A 16,691-nucleotide genomic window follows, 5' to 3' on the forward strand; every position below is an offset into this window, starting at 1 on the left:
TTTCTTTTCACTACCAGTGTGCGCGAACTATACCAAAACAATACGGTGATGTTGAGAATTACAGGCTTAAGTAAAGCGCTTAGAGGCAAACCATGACATTGGAAAAGATGTATGGCGTGTTAGACTTTATGGTATGGCAAACGTCAACGCCCTTGCGTTAAGCATTATTAATCGAAGAGGTTGGGGGAGTATTTAAGTTCGTACGGCGTTATAATGCTTAGGATTGCGTGGTTAATTCTGTGAAAGGCATCAACCTATTTAGCAATGCGCTTTATCTTTTAGTCTATTTTAATAATTTTAAGTTTCTGATAATAAAAGAAATCATACTTTTTGACCATGCGTCATTTGTTGACCAGCAAGATAAATACGCCTATACCTTAAATATTGCCGGAGAGTAGGACTTCTCTAACAACACAAACACCACATTGGTTGCATTGGAGTGAGTGCACACATGAACATACATGAATTAGTTTCGACAGCCGAAGACTTATTCGTATTGCCAGATTCAGTACTTCGCTTGAAAAGCTGTATGGATGATGAAGCGTCAAGCATTGATGACATTAGCGAAATTATTGGTTTTGACCCTTCTTTAGCCACACAGTTGTTGCGGGTTGCAAACTCTGCGCTGTATCGATTCCCCAATAAAATTGATACGGTGTCCAGAGCAGTGCAGGTGGTAGGTACACGTTCAACCTACGACCTAGCGTTAGCCTACGGCGTCAGTCAAGCATTTGGAAAAGTTGATGCTCATATTATCGATTTGGATAAATTTTGGGAGCACAGCGTATCCTGCGGCTTACTGGCTAAATATTTCGCAGAAATAAAAACACTCAAAGAACCGGAACGATTTTTTGTTGCTGGCTTGCTGCACAACATTGGTGAGCTTGTTGTCTTGTCCACAATGCCAGAGGCCGCAAAGCGCTGTCTCAACTTTAGTGAGCAGGTGACACCCGCTGAACTTCAGTTTGGTGTGTTAGGCTATACGTACAGCCAAGTGTCGGCGGGTCTTATTAAAAAATGGGGCATTCCGGCGAGTATTTCAGAACCAATAGCAAACATCCATAATATACAAGGTGAGCATCAATCTGACTCAAACCGCATATTGCAACTTGCTTACGTACTCTCACTAGATAACGTTAATCCCGAAATTTATCCGAGTTATCATAATTTAAAACCAGAATTGCACGAGCAACTCATTTTAAAAAGAGACGATTTGGAAGACGCGTTAGATATCACCAACCTTCAGTGTATTTCAGTGATATCCTTATTCAACCCCAACGCATTTATGCTGTATTGATGCGGTGAGAAACTGTAATGGCCAGCATCGCGCTGGCCATTACACCTCATGTGCTAAACAGCGTGACGCTGGCCAGCGCTAGTCAAAAACGGCAACGGTTTGTCGGCTTATTGCAATAACTTCGTTGTCTTTGTCCCAAATGGTTGCTTCTGTGTGGCCATATCCATCTGCCGCCTGCCTAGTATGCGCCTTGTACGCAAACCAATCACTTGGTGATACTGGTTTATGGGGATGAATAAACTCTAAGTTCCAACTCACTGTACTTGCTGGGGCAGGCAGCTTCATCATTTGCAGTAGCGTAGGTGGCCAAGCATCGATCATTGTGATGATGTGAGCGTCGGTAATATGTGCTGGCGGCTGCTTAAAACGCATAAATCCGTGATAAATGCTGGTTTTCTTGCGAGTAAACGGTATGCCGCCATCTTCTATCGCGAGGTCGAAATGGCGTAAAAACTTCGGCGTTATTTTAGGAATTTGCGGAATAAACTTTGCCTTACTCGGCGTCGCCATCTGATGCGTTTCGGTATTTTCAACCCGTATTCCTGATTCTCGGGCAATGCCAAAACACGCCTGAGAAAACACACAGCTCTTCCCGTTTTGCATTGCGTGTGCAGTATACTGAGATACGTTTTTTCCTACCCTTAACAAGGTAACTTCTATTGAAAAGGGCGTGTCGAGCATGAGAGGCCCAACAAAGTTGGTGGTGAATGAGCGTAACACCCTATCATCGGTTATCTGTTGTTTTACCGCGGTGTACAGCATACCTGCCGAAATACCACCGAATGCGGTTCTACCTTGCCCCCACGTTTTTGGGATAACAAGGTTTTCTACCTTCCACGAATTTTCAGAAGTTTGGGTTAGGTAAGGAATATTCAACAGTTCATCTACTGTCATAACTGCCTGTCTGGTCTGATGAGTGTTTGTGTAAATATCCTACCCTAAGCCGTATGGAACAAAAAGCCTCAGTTACAAATTTTCGTTATGTTTACAAATAAGTAACAATTAGTTGCTAAATAATTTACCCCATGCCTAGACTGTTGCAACTTTATTTAAAAGGACTGTTATGGCCCATACAAGCGTTGAAGGTTTACCTGCACAAGAAGCCGGTGTATCTCGAAGTTACCGCAATTATGTACTTTTTATTCTCACACTTGTTTATGCCTTCAATTTTATTGATCGGCAGATAATAGGTATTCTTTCTCCTTTTATAAAAGCCGATTTAGGCCTTGATGACGCGCAGCTTGGATGGCTAAAAGGGATCTACTTTGCTTTGTTGTACACCGTAATGGGAATTCCGATCGCATGGCTTGCCGACCGATACAGTAGAGTCAACATTATCGCCATTTCACTTACCCTTTGGAGTGGTTTTACAGCGGCTTCGGGTCTTGCAAGTAACTATTTTCAGCTAGCAGTTGCGCGTATTGGGGTTGGCATTGGAGAGGCTGGCGGAAGTCCACCGTCACACAGTATTATTTCCGACTTATTTCCAAAAGAAAAACGGGCAGGTGCACTTTCTATTTATTCTCTTGGGATCCCGTTTGGCATTATGTTGGCGTTTTTTGCATCAGCGTTTTTTCTACAGGGCGGCTCTGCTGACTGGCGAACGGTAATGTACAGTGTAGGCATTCCAGGCATATTGCTTGCGCTGTTACTTAAATTTACGGTAAAGGAGCCTTCTCGCTCAGTTACTGCGCCTGCTACTGTACCTTCTCAGACAGAGCAAACTAACAAGCCTAGCGTTAAAAAGTCGTTGAAGCTGTTGTTAAAAATTCCGACGTGGTGGGGAATGGCTTTAGGCATTTCTTTTGGTTCGTTTGGTAATTATGCAATTTCGACTTGGATCATTGACTATTATGTGCGCGCATTTGCTGGTTTAGACATCACCTTGCTTCTCGTGGTGTTTGGTATAATTAACGGCACTGCTTATGCGTTGGGTGTGTGGTTAGGGGGCTACATTGCCGATAGATGGGGTAAACACAACAAAAAAGCTTATGCATTATTACCAGCTATTATGCTGATTGTGGGTCTACCGGCTTTTTATGTGTCTCTGCAGGTTCAAGATTTATGGGTGTCTGTGGGGCTGATGGCGCTTCTCTTGTTCACCAGTGGTTCGTATTTAGGACCAAGCTTTGCAATGGCGCAAACGTTAGCACCTATTAACGTGCGGGCAATGTCTACAGCCTTGTTTTTCTTTGTGCTTAATATTATTGCTCTTGGTGGGGGGCCAACGCTAACAGGCATCATCAGTCAATCCCTCGTACCTTCGTTAGGTGAAACGGAAGCGTTGAGACAAGCATTGCTGTATCTCGTTGTACCGTATGCTTTGTCAATTGCAGTATTTCTATGGACCAGTACAAAGATTGTGAAAGACTGGGAAATGGCAGAATCAAGAGGGCTGTAGTACTATTTTGTCGCGTTATTTAGGGGCTGATGTTAAGCCCCTTTTTACTTTTAGGTCTTTTTATCAGGTTCAGGAGTGACAAGGTGTCATCAGCAGAATTAAGTTTTCACTTTGCCCATGCCAATGGCTTTCCAGCGGGAAGCTATAATGCTCTGTTTTCAGAATTGCCACAAAACTTCAATCGTTTACATGTTGAACGTTTTGGTCACGATCCACAGCTTCCCGTGAATGCAAACTGGCGAAATCAGGTACAAGAACTTATTCGTCACATAAGGGCAGAGAATAATGACGAGCGTGGTGTATATGGGGTTGGGCATTCTTTTGGGGCGGTGATATCTTACATGGCAGCATGTGAGGCGCCGGAGTTATTTAGAGGTCTAATATTGCTAGATCCTCCCCTTGTTGTAGGGCCAATGAGCCACTTTTTTAGGCTGGCCAAGTACACGCCACTAATCAATAAGTTAACTCCTGCTAAATTAGCTCAAACAAGAAATACACAATGGCCTGCCAATACTGATATGGTGGCTTACTTTCATGGAAAAGCGTTATTTAGAGATATGGATAAGCGCTGCGTAAGAGACTACGTTAATGCGGTAACAGCAAAAAAAGCAGACAAAATTTCACTGACGTTTAACGCTGATGTGGAGGCGGCGTTGTTTCGAAATGTGCCTCACAACCTTGGAAAATACAAGGGAAAGCTTAAGTGTCCAGCTGTGTTAGTTACTGGTACGAAAAGTAAGGTGTGTAGACCAGAAATGTATTCTAGGTTACTTCAGCACAATGCAATAACACACACTGAGTTGGAAGGCGGGCATATGTTTCCGTTGGAGCATCCAGAGGCGGTAGCTAGTTTTATTGCTACCACCTTACAAAATTGGAATGCTGGTTAACTCAAGGCATACATACGTTGTTAGGCGCTTAGTAAGCGCCTACGTGCTGACCTAACATTTCACGCGTAACCAGCACTACGCCTTTTTCCGAAACGCGGAACCCTCTGGCACGATCCTCAACATGGTCATAACCTATGACAGTGCCTTCAGGAATAACACAGCCTCTGTCTATAATGACTTTTCTTAATTTACACCCGCGCATAATTTCAACGCCAGGCAGTATGACCGCATCTTCAATTAGTCCGTATGAATGTACGCGAACATTTGAAAAACAGATTGAGTTACGAAGGGTTGAGCCAGAAATAATACAGCCGCCAGATACTACAGAGTTTATGGCTTCGCCTCGTCTATCGTCGTCCTCCCATACGAACTTTGCTGGTGGCAATTGCTCTTGGTACGTCCAAATAGGCCATTTTTTGTCATAAAGGTTGAGCTGCGGAACCGGTGATACCATTTCCATGTTGGCATCCCAGAACGAGTCGAGTGTACCCACATCTCTCCAATAGGCTTTTTCGCCATCTGTTGATTCAAAAGGGAACGCCTGAACAATATGTTCTTCAATAATGGCTGGAATAATATCTTTGCCGAAGTCTCGCTGTGAACCTCTGTTTTTAGAATCTACCCGCAGTTGCTCGAATAAAAACTCGGTATCAAAAACATAATTTCCCATTGAGGCAAGACAACGGGAATCGTCATGAGGAAGTGGAGTAGGATGCTCCGGCTTTTCTTCAAAACCATTAATGCGATATGACTCATCTACAGACATAACACCGAATGCCCCTGCCGCTTCCTCAATGGGTACAGACATACACGACACTGTCATTTTAGCGCCAGATTCAACGTGTTTGGCAATCATGTCACCATAATCCATGCGGTAAATATGGTCTCCAGATAAAATCATGACATATTTGGGAAGTTCGTCTCTAATGATGTCAATATTTTGAAACACCGCGTCTGCGGTACCTTCATACCAATTATCAGAAAAGCGTTGAGACGCAGGGAGAATTTCTACAGATTCACCTAACTCCCTTTTAAAATGGCCCCATCCACGTACGAGGTGACGAATAAGAGAGTGTGACTTGTATTGAGTTACCACCCCAACGCGCTTTATCCCTGAGTTAATGCAATTAGACAAAGGAAAGTCAATAATTCTGAATTTACCACCGAAATACAACGCAGGCTTTGCTCTCCATTCTGTAAGCTCGTGTAACCTAGAGCCTTTACCACCAGCTAGAATCAACGCATACGTTTCACGAGTAAGGTTGCTTATGTAACGAGAACTCCGATCAGTCATTTCTTAACAACTCCTGTTTTTAAATGGTGCCGACTTAACACGATGATAAAAGCTATCGCCATTGGCAACGGTCAGCACGCTCTAGCTAACTTCTTATACTCATATTACAGAACACCACTAGAAATAATAGGTTCAATCAATTATTTCGCATCACTTTTTTTTAACATTTTATAAAATGTAAGCGCTTTCTTTTGCTTTTTCCTAATATAGGAAAATTCTTACGTAAATGCGAGTATTTTTAAAAGAGGCGAGTAGATGGAGCGCCATTTTGCGTTTTAACGTGTGTGCTATAAGGGAAATACTCTGCGGCTTTATGCGCAATGTTTATCGTCATAACGTGTATTTTTCCTCGTCAAACAAGCTTATTGTATAAATGCACAATGACATTTGTTAATTCGATGTTATATTTTGGTTGCGGTAATTAAAGTGGAGCAAAACATGGGTGTGTTAAAAAAGTTATTATTTACTGCAAGCGGGCTAATGGTTCTTGTGATTATCAGTAGTTTCTTTATGCCTCAACAATATACTGTAGAGCGCAGTATTATTATTGATGCTGAAACGTCAGATGTTTATCCGTACGTAGTCAACTTAAAGCAATGGGAAAAATGGGGAGTATGGTTTAAACGAGACCCTAATATGGAACTTTCTTACGCAGGGCCGGACCGTGCGATCGGTATGCGACTTGAGTGGAAAAGTGATACCGAAGGCGATGGTGAAATGGAGATTATTCAACTAGAGCACAATAGCAAGGTGAGTTACACACTGTATTTTCCAGAGATGGATATGGGGTCGAGCGGTGTTGTAGAGATCGAAGCCACTGACAATGGAAGCCGCGTGACTTGGCGCGATGAAGGTACAGTAGATAACAACCCAATAAACAAGCTCTTTGTTTTATTTATAGATGACATGATAGGCCCCGATTTCGCAATGGGTTTAGAAAATTTAAAAACCGTGGTAGAAAATAACGCCCAACCAAAGCGTATCATCACAGGGAGCCTGAATAATTGAAGGTAAGTAGCTGATATAATTGCTTATGAGTCGCAACTCATAGGGGGCTTGAACATGATCTTTTAAAATTTGGCCTCGTAAAACTGTCTATATAATAAAAATGAATCTACAACATGGCTAACAAAAAGCACCTCTTAGTAACAGGGTTATCGTTTAATAAATTAGCTGACTTACTTATTTCTGCAAAAACCACGCTTCCAGCTTTACTGATTATTCTAGGCGCTCCGGCTTGGATGGTGGGGTGGTTGGTTCCGATACGCGAATCTGGTGCACTCTTGCCCCAAGTGCTCATTAGCTTTTATTTACGTAACAATGCCGCTAGATACAAAGTGTGGCGTGTGGGTATTTGTATTCAAATTGCGTCGGTGATGGGGATATTGTGCGCTGCTGTGTTACTTGAAGGTGTAAGCGCGGGCGTGTGTATCTTGGCATTTCTCATTGCACTGAGTTTGGGCCGTTCTGCGTGCTCATTAACCGTTAAAGACATAGAGGCCGATGTTGTACCAAAAGGAGAGCGAGGCAATCTTGTTGGGTTGGCGTCTACTATATCAGGTGTAATGACGCTGCTTGTTGCGGTTCCTTTACTGATTTTTAATGATAGATTTGAAGATAAAGCCTTGCTGGGCGTTCTCTTTTGCGCAGGGGTGTCTTTCACTATTACGCTTTTATGTATGTTTAATTTAAAAACAAAGGTGGAGGAAAACGCCGGCGATAAAGGAAAAATGTTTTCTATCCGTTTCGACAAAACGGTTTATCAGTTTGTCTTCGTGCGAAGCCTCTTTGTTCACTCTGCGTTGGTTGCCCCATATTTTATGCTGGAAAACGGCGATAATGCGCAAAAACTATTGCCTATTTATATTGCTGCACAGGCATTAGCGTCTATATGCTCTTCGTTACTTTGGGGAAAGGTTGCTGATTACAGCGCCAAGTTAACACTGCAAATAGCAGGGGGGCTTACTATCGCCGCTTGCGTGGGCTTGCTGACTATTGAGTCAGACACGCTTATCATTTCTGCGGTTTTGTTCTTTGTTTTGTCTATTGCTCACTCTGGCGTGAGAACAGGACGAAAGACATACAGTCTTGATGTCAAAGAAGGGCAGGAGAGAACAGAGCTAGTAGGGTTTTCAAATACTGCTATCGGCATCATCTTATTGGCATTTGGAGCCATGTATGCAGTATTAAGCCCGTTTCTCACATTCTCTGTGGTTTATATTATGACAGCAATGATGGTGGTAGCCACCATTGCCACATTGATATTACCAAACGAAAAATAACGTTAACCAGAGTATCATCACTGATGCCCTACTTAGCTAAAAGCGCGTTTGCCACTTTAGAGGCTGGAGACTTATTGATCACCTTTGAAATAAAGTCTGTTGCTTTAAGCAGCTTTTGCATGTCGATATCGGTTGCTATGCCCATGCCGTTTAACATATAAAGCACATCTTCTGTTGCGACATTGCCACTAGCACCTTTTGCGTAAGGGCAACCACCTAAACCAGCAACCGCTGAATCAATTGTTGCCACTTGGTATTGCAACGCCGTGTAAATATTAACCAGCGCCTGTCCGTAAGTATCGTGAAAATGAACTGCGATATCTTTAGCTGAAAGCACGGTTAATACACTATCTAGTAAGTGTTGAGTCGCCGAAGGCGTTCCTGTACCTATGGTATCCCCAAGTGAAATTTCATAACAGCCCATATCACGCAACTGCTTAGATACCTTTGCAACGGCACTAGGTGCTATTTCTCCTTCATAAGGGCAGCCCATTACGCATGAGACATAACCTCGTACTCTTATATTATGGGCATTGGCTTTTTCGATAACCGGCTCAAACTTTTGTAAACTTTCGGCAATTGAGCAATTGATATTTTTCTGGGAAAACGACTCAGAGGCGGCGCCAAATACGGCCACCTCTGTCACTCCAGCTTCAATGGCAGCATCTAACCCTTTTACGTTTGGAGTTAAGGCCGAGTAAGCAATGGATTCGGCCTTGTTAATGCCGGTAAACACATTGCCAGAATCAGCCATTTGTGGCACCCACTTAGGCGAGACAAAACTGCCAGCCTCAATGCGTTTGAGGCCTGTTTCAGACAATAGGTTGATAAACGCAATTTTGTCTTCAACAGTAACAATGGACGTTTCATTTTGAAGTCCATCTCTTGCCCCAACTTCAACAATACTGACGTGCTGTGGAATACCCATTGCGATTAAGCCTCTTGTGCGTCGGCGCTTGTGAATTCAAGTAGAGCTGCGCCGCCGTCTACCAATTCACCTGGCTCAAAGTAAAAGCTATCTACAACACCATCGCTAGGGGCTACAATACTGTGTTCCATTTTCATGGCTTCCATGACTAGAATTGGGTCGCCTCTTTTCACCTTTTCACCACATTTCACTAGGTGGGCCACTATAGTGCCGTTCATAGGGGCATCAAAGTTGGTGTTACCACTATTTTCGTTATCATCGCCTTCTGAAGGGGCAACAACACTGAAGTTAATATGCGTATCTTGGTTGTATAAGCCAAAATCGCCGTCGCATACTGCGAAGGTGTAATTTGATTTAACTCCTGCTACTTCAACGCTAAGTTGATGTTCATTGATGGCGCCACTGACTCTCACCGTGGAGTTTGCTGTCGTTATTTCCCACGCCGCAGATGCATCGGCATTGAAAACATGGCTCACGGTGACAGTGAACTCTTCCTCGCTAACTAATAGCGTGAGCTGCTCTTTGTGAGACGCATTTGCGCGCCATGCGCCCGCAGTAAACCACGGCGACATACTAGCGTTATTCACACTTTGCTTGTCTCGTTCAAGCCGGCGGTGCAAAACAGCAAGCAATGCCATTATCGGCAGAGTTTCCTGAATGTCTCGCTTAGCTTCAGCAAAGAGTGCGTCGTTGTGCTTCTCAACAAACGTGGTGGTTAATTCTGCGGCTTCAAACGCGGTATTACTTGCAACGCGCTTGAGAAAATCGATATTGGTTGTGACACCCGCAATATGATAATCACCAAGAGCATGTAATAAGCGTTTAAGTGCGATATCACGAGATTCGCCCCACACAACAAGTTTCGCAATCATTGGGTCGTAATAAACACTCACCTCATCACCTTGCAATACCCCCGTGTCTACCCGTATAAGTGAAGACTCTTCAGGTGGTTGCAACAGATGCAGAACACCGGTGGACGGTAAGAAGTTATTGGCTGGATCTTCAGCGTAAATACGGGCTTCAAAAGCATGGCCACTTAGCGTGAGTTGCTCTTGAGTTTTGGGAAGTGTGTTACCTTCTGCCACACTTAACTGCCACTGTACCAAATCTTCGCCTGTGATCATCTCCGTCACCGGGTGTTCTACCTGAAGCCGTGTATTCATTTCCATAAAGTAGAACGAGCCGTCTTCATCTAGCAAGAACTCCACGGTTCCAGCACCTTCGTAATTAATGGCTTTTGCCGCCAATATTGCCGCTTCACCCATGCTTTCACGAATGCTTTGGGTCATATTGGGCGCAGGCGCCTCTTCAATAATTTTTTGGTGACGACGCTGTACAGAGCAATCGCGCTCAAATAAGTACACGCCGTTACCGTGGCTGTCGCAGAATACTTGAATTTCAACGTGGCGTGGGCGAGTGAGGTACTTTTCTACCAGCATATGGTCGTCGCCAAAGCTGGCCATAGACTCTCGTTTTGCTGCGTTGAGCGCTTGAGTGAACTCTCCTTCGTTCCACACCTGGCGCATACCTTTACCACCGCCACCTGCGGCCGCTTTAAGTAATACGGGGTAGCCCATATCATCTGCTGCCTGTTTTAGCGTAGACTCCTGCTGATCATCGCCGTGATAGCCCGGCACCAAAGGTACACCGGCTTTCTCCATAATCCGCTTGGCAGCAGATTTAGAGCCCATAGCTTCTATAGCAGACGCGGGCGGACCAACAAAAATAATGTCGTTAGCTTTGCACAGGTTCGCAAATTCAGCATTTTCTGACAGGAATCCATAGCCAGGGTGAATGGCATCAACGCCAAGCGCTTTGGCATGTTTGATAATAAGATCGCCGCGTAAATAGCTATCTTTCGATGGTGACGGACCCAAGTGAACGGCCTCATCAGCCATGGCAACATGACGGGCGTTAACGTCGGCATCAGAATACACGGCGACAGTTTTTACACCTAAGTGCTTCGCCGTTTTCATGACTCGGCATGCGATTTCGCCGCGGTTTGCCACTAAGAGTTTATTTATCATTGTTTTGCCTCCAACCAAGCTGCTTTGCGCTTTTCAAGAAACGCATTTAGGCCTTCTTGCCCTTCTTCAGACGTTCTTACTTTGGCTATTAGTTCGCTGGTATCGTTTAACAGTTGACTGTTAATTGGTGTATGAGATACCCACTGAACCAGTGCTTTAGACTGGGATACCGCGTGCGGGCCGTTCTTTAAAATACTCGCGATAATATCGGTAACCGTACTGTCTAAGTCTTCTTCATTGACCGCTTCGCTTAGCAAGCCCAAACGTCTGGCTCGTCTTGCAGAAAACACTTCAGCAGTTTGAAAATAGCGTCTGCATACCCGCGCACCCATTGCCTCGATGACATAGGGGCTGATAGTAGCGGGCACTAAACCTATTTTTACTTCGCTTAAACAAAAATTAGTGAGCTTACTGCCGATGGCGATATCACAGCAGGCGATAAGTCCAACTGCGCCGCCATAAGCGGCCCCTTGCACTCTTGCAATAGTCGGTTTTGGCAGGGTATATAGCGTATGAAGCATTGAGGCAAGCCCCATGGCGTCCTCATGATTTTGAGCTTCGGTGTAACTGGCCATCTTTTTCATCCAGTTAAGGTCGGCACCTGCGCTAAAACTCTTACCTTCAGCTCTCAAAATAACGGCGCGAACAGAGTCATCGCTTCCTGCTTTTTTGAAAAGTCTTTCCAACTCGGCGATCATGTCATCATTAAATGCATTGTGCTTTTCTGCTCGGTTTAATGTGACCGTAGCAATATGGTTGTCGTCTACGTGATACGTTACTGCGTTATTTACTTGGGCGTTGTCCATATGTACTGCTCCTACATTCTGAATATGCCAAATTGCGTTTCTTCAATTGGCTTATTAAGTGCTGCGGATAGTGACAAACCTAACACTAAGCGTGTATCTGCTGGATCAATGACACCGTCGTCCCAAAGCCTCGCTGAGGCGAAATAGGGATGTCCTTGCTCTTCATATTTATCAATAACAGGCTGTCTAAATTGCTTTTCTTCTTCTTCGCTCCAGCTTTCGCCAGCACGCTCTTTTTGGTCTCTCTTAACTTGAGCTAGCACGCCAGCAGCCTGCTCCCCACCCATTACAGAGATACGCGCGTTGGGCCACATAAACATAAAGCGTGGGTCATACGCTCTTCCGCACATTCCATAGTTACCAGCACCGAAACTACCGCCAATCAGCACCGTTAGTTTTGGTACATTGGCACAGGCTACGGCCGTTACCATTTTGGCACCGTGTTTTGCAATACCGCCATGCTCGTACTGTTTACCCACCATAAAGCCGGTGATGTTTTGTAAGAATATAAGCGGGATTTTTCGCTGAGCGCAAAGCTCGACAAAGTGAGCGCCCTTCATGGCGCTTTCACCAAATAAGATACCGTTATTGGCCACTATGCCCACTGGATTGCCGTAAAGACGGGCGAAGCCGCACACAAGGGTGGTGCCATAAAGCGGCTTAAACTCATCAAAGTCGGAGTCATCCACAATGCGAGCGATGATCTCTCTTACGTCAAAAGTCTGCCTACTATCTTTAGGTACAATCCCGTAAATTTCTTTTGGATCGAACTTAGGTGGCTTAGGCTCTTTGACATCGGGAAGGTGCGGCTTTTCTCTGTTAAGGCGTGACACTGCATTTCGCGCTAGCGATAAGGCATGGTGATCGTTATTAGCGAGGTGGTCTGCAACACCTGAAATGCGAGTGTGAACGTCTCCGCCACCCAGCTCTTCTGCGGTAACCACCTCACCGGTGGCCGCTTTTACCAGCGGTGGACCGCCCAGAAATATGGTTGCTTGGTCTTTAACGATAATACTTTCATCGGCCATAGCGGGAACGTAGGCACCTCCGGCGGTACATGAACCCATTACCACTGCAATTTGTGGAATGTTTTTTGCCGACATATTAGCTTGGTTGAAAAAGATTCGACCAAAGTGCTCTCTGTCAGGAAACACTTCGTCCTGACGTGGTAAATTTGCACCACCTGAGTCTACGAGGTAAATACACGGAAGATTGTTTTGTTCGGCAATCGTCTGCGCTCGTAAATGCTTTTTAACCGTAAGCGGGTAGTAGGTGCCGCCTTTTACCGTGGCGTCATTCGCCACAATCATGCACTCAGTGCCCGCAACTATGCCAATTCCTGCCACCACACCTGCACATGGCACGTAGTCGTCGTAGACTTCCCATGCCGCGAGTTGTCCAATTTCAAGGAACGGGGTGTCTTTATCGAGAAGGGCGTTTATACGATCTCTTGGAAGTAGTTTTCCCCGTGAAATGTGGCGTTCGGCAGCTTTCTCTCCGCCGCCTTGTGCGATTTTCATTATCTTTTCATGCAAGTCATCGACTTGCGCCTGCATATGTTCACGGTTTACTGCAAACGTCTCAGATTTGGTATTTACACTTGAACGTAGAACGGGCATACCCCCTCCTGTGTATTAGCACTTTGATAGCGGCGCTGTTAAATGGTTATTTAGATTCGTTAAATAGCTCGCGGCCAATTAGCATTCTTCGAATTTCAGAAGTGCCTGCGCCAATTTCGTATAATTTGGCATCGCGTAAAAGACGACCGGTAGGGTATTCATTGATATAACCATTACCGCCAAGTAGTTGGATAGCGTCTAGTGCAATTTTTGTCGCTAATTCGGCAGAATAAAGAATGGCGCCAGCGGCATCTTTTCGGGTGGTTTCGCCGCGATCGCAAGACTGGGCTACCGCATATACGTAGGCTCTCGATGCATTCATTTGTGTATACATGTCGGCAACTTTGCCTTGTACAAGCTGGAATTGACCGATTGATTGGCCGAACTGCTCTCTGTCGTGTACATAAGGAACCACAATGTCCATGCAGGCTTGCATGATCCCAAGTGGCCCACCAGATAGCACGAGTCTTTCATAGTCTAAGCCGCTCATTAACACGCGAACGCCTTCGCCTTCGTTACCTAAAATGTTTTCAGCGGGTACTTCACAATCTTCAAATACCAGTTCACACGTATTCGATGAACGCATGCCAAGCTTGTCTAACTTCTGAGCACGACTAAATCCAGGGAAATCACGCTCAACAATGAATGCTGTTATGCCTCTTGGACCTGCCGATGGGTCGGTTTTTGCATAGATAACAAAGGTATGCGCATCTGGACCATTTGTGATCCACATCTTATTACCATTTAAGATGTATTTGTCGCCTCGCTTTTCTGCGCGCAACTTCATGCTTACTACGTCAGAGCCGGCGTTTGGCTCGCTCATCGCAAGGGCGCCGATATGCTCACCAGAAACGAGTTTGGGAAGGTACTTTTCTCGTTGGGCCTCGTTACCGTTACGGTATATTTGGTTGATACACAAGTTTGAGTGAGCGCCGTAGCTTAAGCCAATGCCGCCAGAGGCACGGCTTACTTCTTCCATGGCAATAGTATGGGCTAAGTATCCCATGCCTGAACCGCCATACTGCTCTGATACCGTCACACCGTTAAGGCCCATGTCGCCTAATTTAGTCCATAGCTGGTTAGGGAACTGGTTGTCTTCATCAGCTTGTGCTGCGAGCGGAGCAATTTCATTTTGAGCAAACTGATAGACCTGATCGCGAAGCATATCGATTTCTTCGCCAAGTCCAAAATTCATCGTAGGGTAGGAGGTGTTCATGCAATTTTTCCTCGTTTAAGTTCTGCGAGTTCTTCTCTACATCTGGTTTCAACGTCGTCCAGTTCTGTCATCAACATTTGTATATCTTCTAATTGCTGATTAAGCACTGCACGCTTCTGTTCGGACATTTCTAGCATCGTTTCTAATTGAACAGCCGAATTTGGATTACTGTCATACATGTCGAATAGGGTTTTTACTTCGGCAAGTGAAAAGCCGAGGCGTTTACCACGCAGTATTAACTTTAAACGAACCCTATCTTTATTGAGGTAAACACGGTTTTGCCCGGTGCGAGCGGGAGATAAAAGGCCTTGTTCTTCGTAAAAACGAATAGAACGGGGCGTAATATCAAACTCTTTCGCAAGTTCACCGATGGCGAAAGTAGTTTCATTTTCCGACTTACTCATTGCATGTACCTTGTCGTATAGCATTGTCTTGCTGTCCAAATTAAACGTGGACTCATGTCCTTAACGATTTGCGTATAATTTGCTGTCATCTTCTTAACCGCCTAGAAACTGGCCTTACCGACTTTATGGAGTAAGAATGGTGCGTTTGGTTGACAGCTTATTAATACAAGTTTACGTTAACGTTAATTACATTTTACGTAAAGGTAAAGTAACATTTTCCTAACGTCAATTTTTCATGGTGACGGTCGTAGTTTAGCGAAGCTAAAGGTGTTTACTTTTGTATACATGGCGCAAAGTAAATACGCTTTAATAATTGAATTTATATTATATTGAGGGTGAAATTATGAGTGATCAAACCGTAGTTATTGTTGCAGCAAAGCGAACGCCGATGGGAGGTTTTAACGGTAGCCTAGCGTCGATGAGTGCAACAGATTTAGGAAATGTGGCGATTAAGTCAGCGTGTGAAGGCATGGATGTGTCTCAAATAGACGAAGTCATAATGGGCTGTGTGTTGCCCGCAGGTCTTGGTCAGTCACCCGCTCGTCAGGCGTCGCTGGGTGCAGGTTTACCGCTAAGCGCGGGGGTTACTACCATTAACAAAGTATGTGGCTCCGGGCTAAAGGCTGTTATGTTGGCTCACGACTTAATTAAAGCAGGAAGCGCAGAAACTGTTGTAGCCGGCGGAATGGAAAGTATGAGCAATGCGCCATATATGTTGCCGAAGGCCCGTTCTGGTTATCGAATGGGGCACGGCCAAGTTCTCGATCATATGATGCTAGATGGACTTGAAAACGCCTACGACGGAAAAGCAATGGGTTGTTTTGCTCAGGACACCGCCGATAGCGAAAACATTTCTAGAGAAGAAATGGATGAGTTTGCGTTAAGTTCATTATCAAAGGCTCACGAAGCCATTAACAGCGGTACTTTTGAAGATGAAATTGTAAAAGTCACTATTTCTGGCCGCAAAGGCGATGTGGTTGTGGATACTGATGAGGGCCCTGGTTCCGCTCGTCCAGAAAAAATACCATCACTTCGTCCTGCGTTTAAAAAAGAGGGTACAGTCACTGCTGCAAACTCGAGTTCAATTTCAGATGGTGCGGCAGCGCTTGTGGTCATGAGTGAAGAAAAAGCACGAGAAATGGGACTGACGCCACTGGCGAAAGTGGTGGCTCATGCTACACACGCCATCGAGCCAGAAAACTTTACTGTGGCGCCAGTAGGCGCATTGGAAAAAGTATTAAGCAAAGCTGGTTGGACAAAAGAGGACGTAGATTTATTTGAAATAAATGAAGCGTTTGCCATGGTGACCATGCTGGCGATTAAAAAACTAGAACTTGATGAGCGCAAAGTGAATGTAAAGGGGGGGGCTTGTGCGCTTGGTCACCCGATTGGAGCCTCTGGTGCGAGATTATTGGTTACTTTACTTCACGCACTCAAGCAGCGGAATGAAAAGCGTGGCATTGCCTCACTATGCATTGGCGGGGGAGAAGGTGTAGCGCTTGCGGTTGAGATGCTGTAGGTTACGCC

At 44.9% G+C, this 16,691-nt stretch carries 14 protein-coding genes; 6 read left to right on the forward strand and 8 right to left on the reverse strand.

Translation table 11 applies throughout. The annotated features are described in order from the left end of the window. Window positions 1-451: 451 nt before the first annotated feature. The gene (locus ACOJR9_RS08245; RefSeq protein WP_420935799.1) at window positions 452-1,297 is read left to right on the forward strand and encodes an HDOD domain-containing protein; all 846 of its coding nucleotides are present in this window, start codon (window positions 452-454) and stop codon (window positions 1,295-1,297) included. A 78-nt stretch (window positions 1,298-1,375) separates the two neighbouring features. On the opposite strand, the gene ACOJR9_RS08250 is transcribed toward ACOJR9_RS08245, so the two are convergent. Continuing rightward, window positions 1,376-2,191 (reverse strand): acyl-CoA thioesterase, encoded by an 816-nt coding sequence (locus ACOJR9_RS08250; RefSeq protein WP_420935800.1) that lies wholly within the window; start codon window positions 2,189-2,191, stop codon window positions 1,376-1,378. Between the two features lie 169 nt (window positions 2,192-2,360). On the opposite strand from ACOJR9_RS08250, the gene ACOJR9_RS08255 reads away from it, so the two are divergent. Both ACOJR9_RS08255 and ACOJR9_RS08260 read left to right on the forward strand, forming a co-directional pair. Further along, on the forward strand, window positions 2,361-3,698 hold the full coding sequence (locus tag ACOJR9_RS08255; RefSeq protein WP_420935801.1) for a spinster family MFS transporter: 1,338 nt from the start codon (window positions 2,361-2,363) through the stop codon (window positions 3,696-3,698). An 83-nt stretch (window positions 3,699-3,781) separates the two neighbouring features. Continuing rightward, a complete protein-coding gene (locus ACOJR9_RS08260) occupies window positions 3,782-4,588 on the forward strand; it encodes an alpha/beta fold hydrolase (RefSeq protein WP_420935802.1) in 807 nt (268 codons plus the stop codon). 28 nt (window positions 4,589-4,616) lie between these two features. Here ACOJR9_RS08260 and glgC read toward each other — a convergent pair whose 3' ends face one another. Beyond that, a complete protein-coding gene (glgC, locus tag ACOJR9_RS08265) occupies window positions 4,617-5,882 on the reverse strand; it encodes a glucose-1-phosphate adenylyltransferase (RefSeq protein ID WP_420935803.1) in 1,266 nt (421 codons plus the stop codon). Window positions 5,883-6,320: 438 nt separating this feature from the next. Between glgC and ACOJR9_RS08270 the strand changes: the two genes are divergently transcribed. Both ACOJR9_RS08270 and ACOJR9_RS08275 read left to right on the forward strand, forming a co-directional pair. Further along, the gene (locus ACOJR9_RS08270; RefSeq protein WP_420935804.1) at window positions 6,321-6,890 is read left to right on the forward strand and encodes an SRPBCC family protein; all 570 of its coding nucleotides are present in this window, start codon (window positions 6,321-6,323) and stop codon (window positions 6,888-6,890) included. Between the two features lie 113 nt (window positions 6,891-7,003). After that, window positions 7,004-8,164, forward strand: coding sequence for an MFS transporter (locus ACOJR9_RS08275; protein WP_420935805.1), 1,161 nt, complete (start codon window positions 7,004-7,006; stop codon window positions 8,162-8,164). A gap of 28 nt (window positions 8,165-8,192) precedes the next feature. Here the strand turns inward: ACOJR9_RS08275 and ACOJR9_RS08280 are convergent, their stop codons facing one another. Genes ACOJR9_RS08280 through ACOJR9_RS08305 form a run of 6 tightly spaced genes read right to left on the reverse strand, consistent with a single transcriptional unit; the run spans window position 8,193 to window position 15,164 of the window. After that, the gene (locus ACOJR9_RS08280) at window positions 8,193-9,092 is read right to left on the reverse strand and encodes a hydroxymethylglutaryl-CoA lyase (RefSeq protein ID WP_420935806.1); all 900 of its coding nucleotides are present in this window, start codon (window positions 9,090-9,092) and stop codon (window positions 8,193-8,195) included. A gap of 5 nt (window positions 9,093-9,097) precedes the next feature. After that, window positions 9,098-11,119 carry an acetyl/propionyl/methylcrotonyl-CoA carboxylase subunit alpha gene (locus tag ACOJR9_RS08285; protein WP_420935807.1) on the reverse strand — a complete coding sequence of 674 codons (2,022 nt, stop codon included), beginning with the start codon at window positions 11,117-11,119 and terminating at the stop codon, window positions 9,098-9,100. Further along, window positions 11,116-11,925 carry an enoyl-CoA hydratase/isomerase family protein gene (locus ACOJR9_RS08290; RefSeq protein ID WP_420935808.1) on the reverse strand — a complete coding sequence of 270 codons (810 nt, stop codon included), beginning with the start codon at window positions 11,923-11,925 and terminating at the stop codon, window positions 11,116-11,118. Before ACOJR9_RS08290 ends, ACOJR9_RS08285 begins: the two co-directional genes overlap by 4 nt. 11 nt (window positions 11,926-11,936) lie before the next feature. Next, on the reverse strand, window positions 11,937-13,544 hold the full coding sequence (locus ACOJR9_RS08295; RefSeq protein WP_420935809.1) for a carboxyl transferase domain-containing protein: 1,608 nt from the start codon (window positions 13,542-13,544) through the stop codon (window positions 11,937-11,939). Window positions 13,545-13,590: 46 nt separating this feature from the next. Beyond that, window positions 13,591-14,760 carry an isovaleryl-CoA dehydrogenase gene (locus ACOJR9_RS08300; RefSeq protein WP_420935810.1) on the reverse strand — a complete coding sequence of 390 codons (1,170 nt, stop codon included), beginning with the start codon at window positions 14,758-14,760 and terminating at the stop codon, window positions 13,591-13,593. Beyond that, window positions 14,757-15,164, reverse strand: a complete 408-nt coding sequence (locus ACOJR9_RS08305; protein WP_420935811.1) for a MerR family transcriptional regulator — start codon at window positions 15,162-15,164, stop codon at window positions 14,757-14,759. Before ACOJR9_RS08305 ends, ACOJR9_RS08300 begins: the two co-directional genes overlap by 4 nt. Window positions 15,165-15,507: 343 nt before the next feature. On the opposite strand from ACOJR9_RS08305, the gene ACOJR9_RS08310 reads away from it, so the two are divergent. Further along, window positions 15,508-16,683: a thiolase family protein gene (locus ACOJR9_RS08310; protein WP_420935812.1), complete on the forward strand. Its 1,176-nt coding sequence runs from the start codon at window positions 15,508-15,510 to the stop codon at window positions 16,681-16,683. The last annotated feature ends 8 nt before the right edge of the window (window positions 16,684-16,691 follow it).

Origin of the sequence: Alteromonas ulvae (assembly GCF_048987005.1) — a bacterium.
Classification (GTDB): domain Bacteria; phylum Pseudomonadota; class Gammaproteobacteria; order Enterobacterales; family Alteromonadaceae; genus Alteromonas.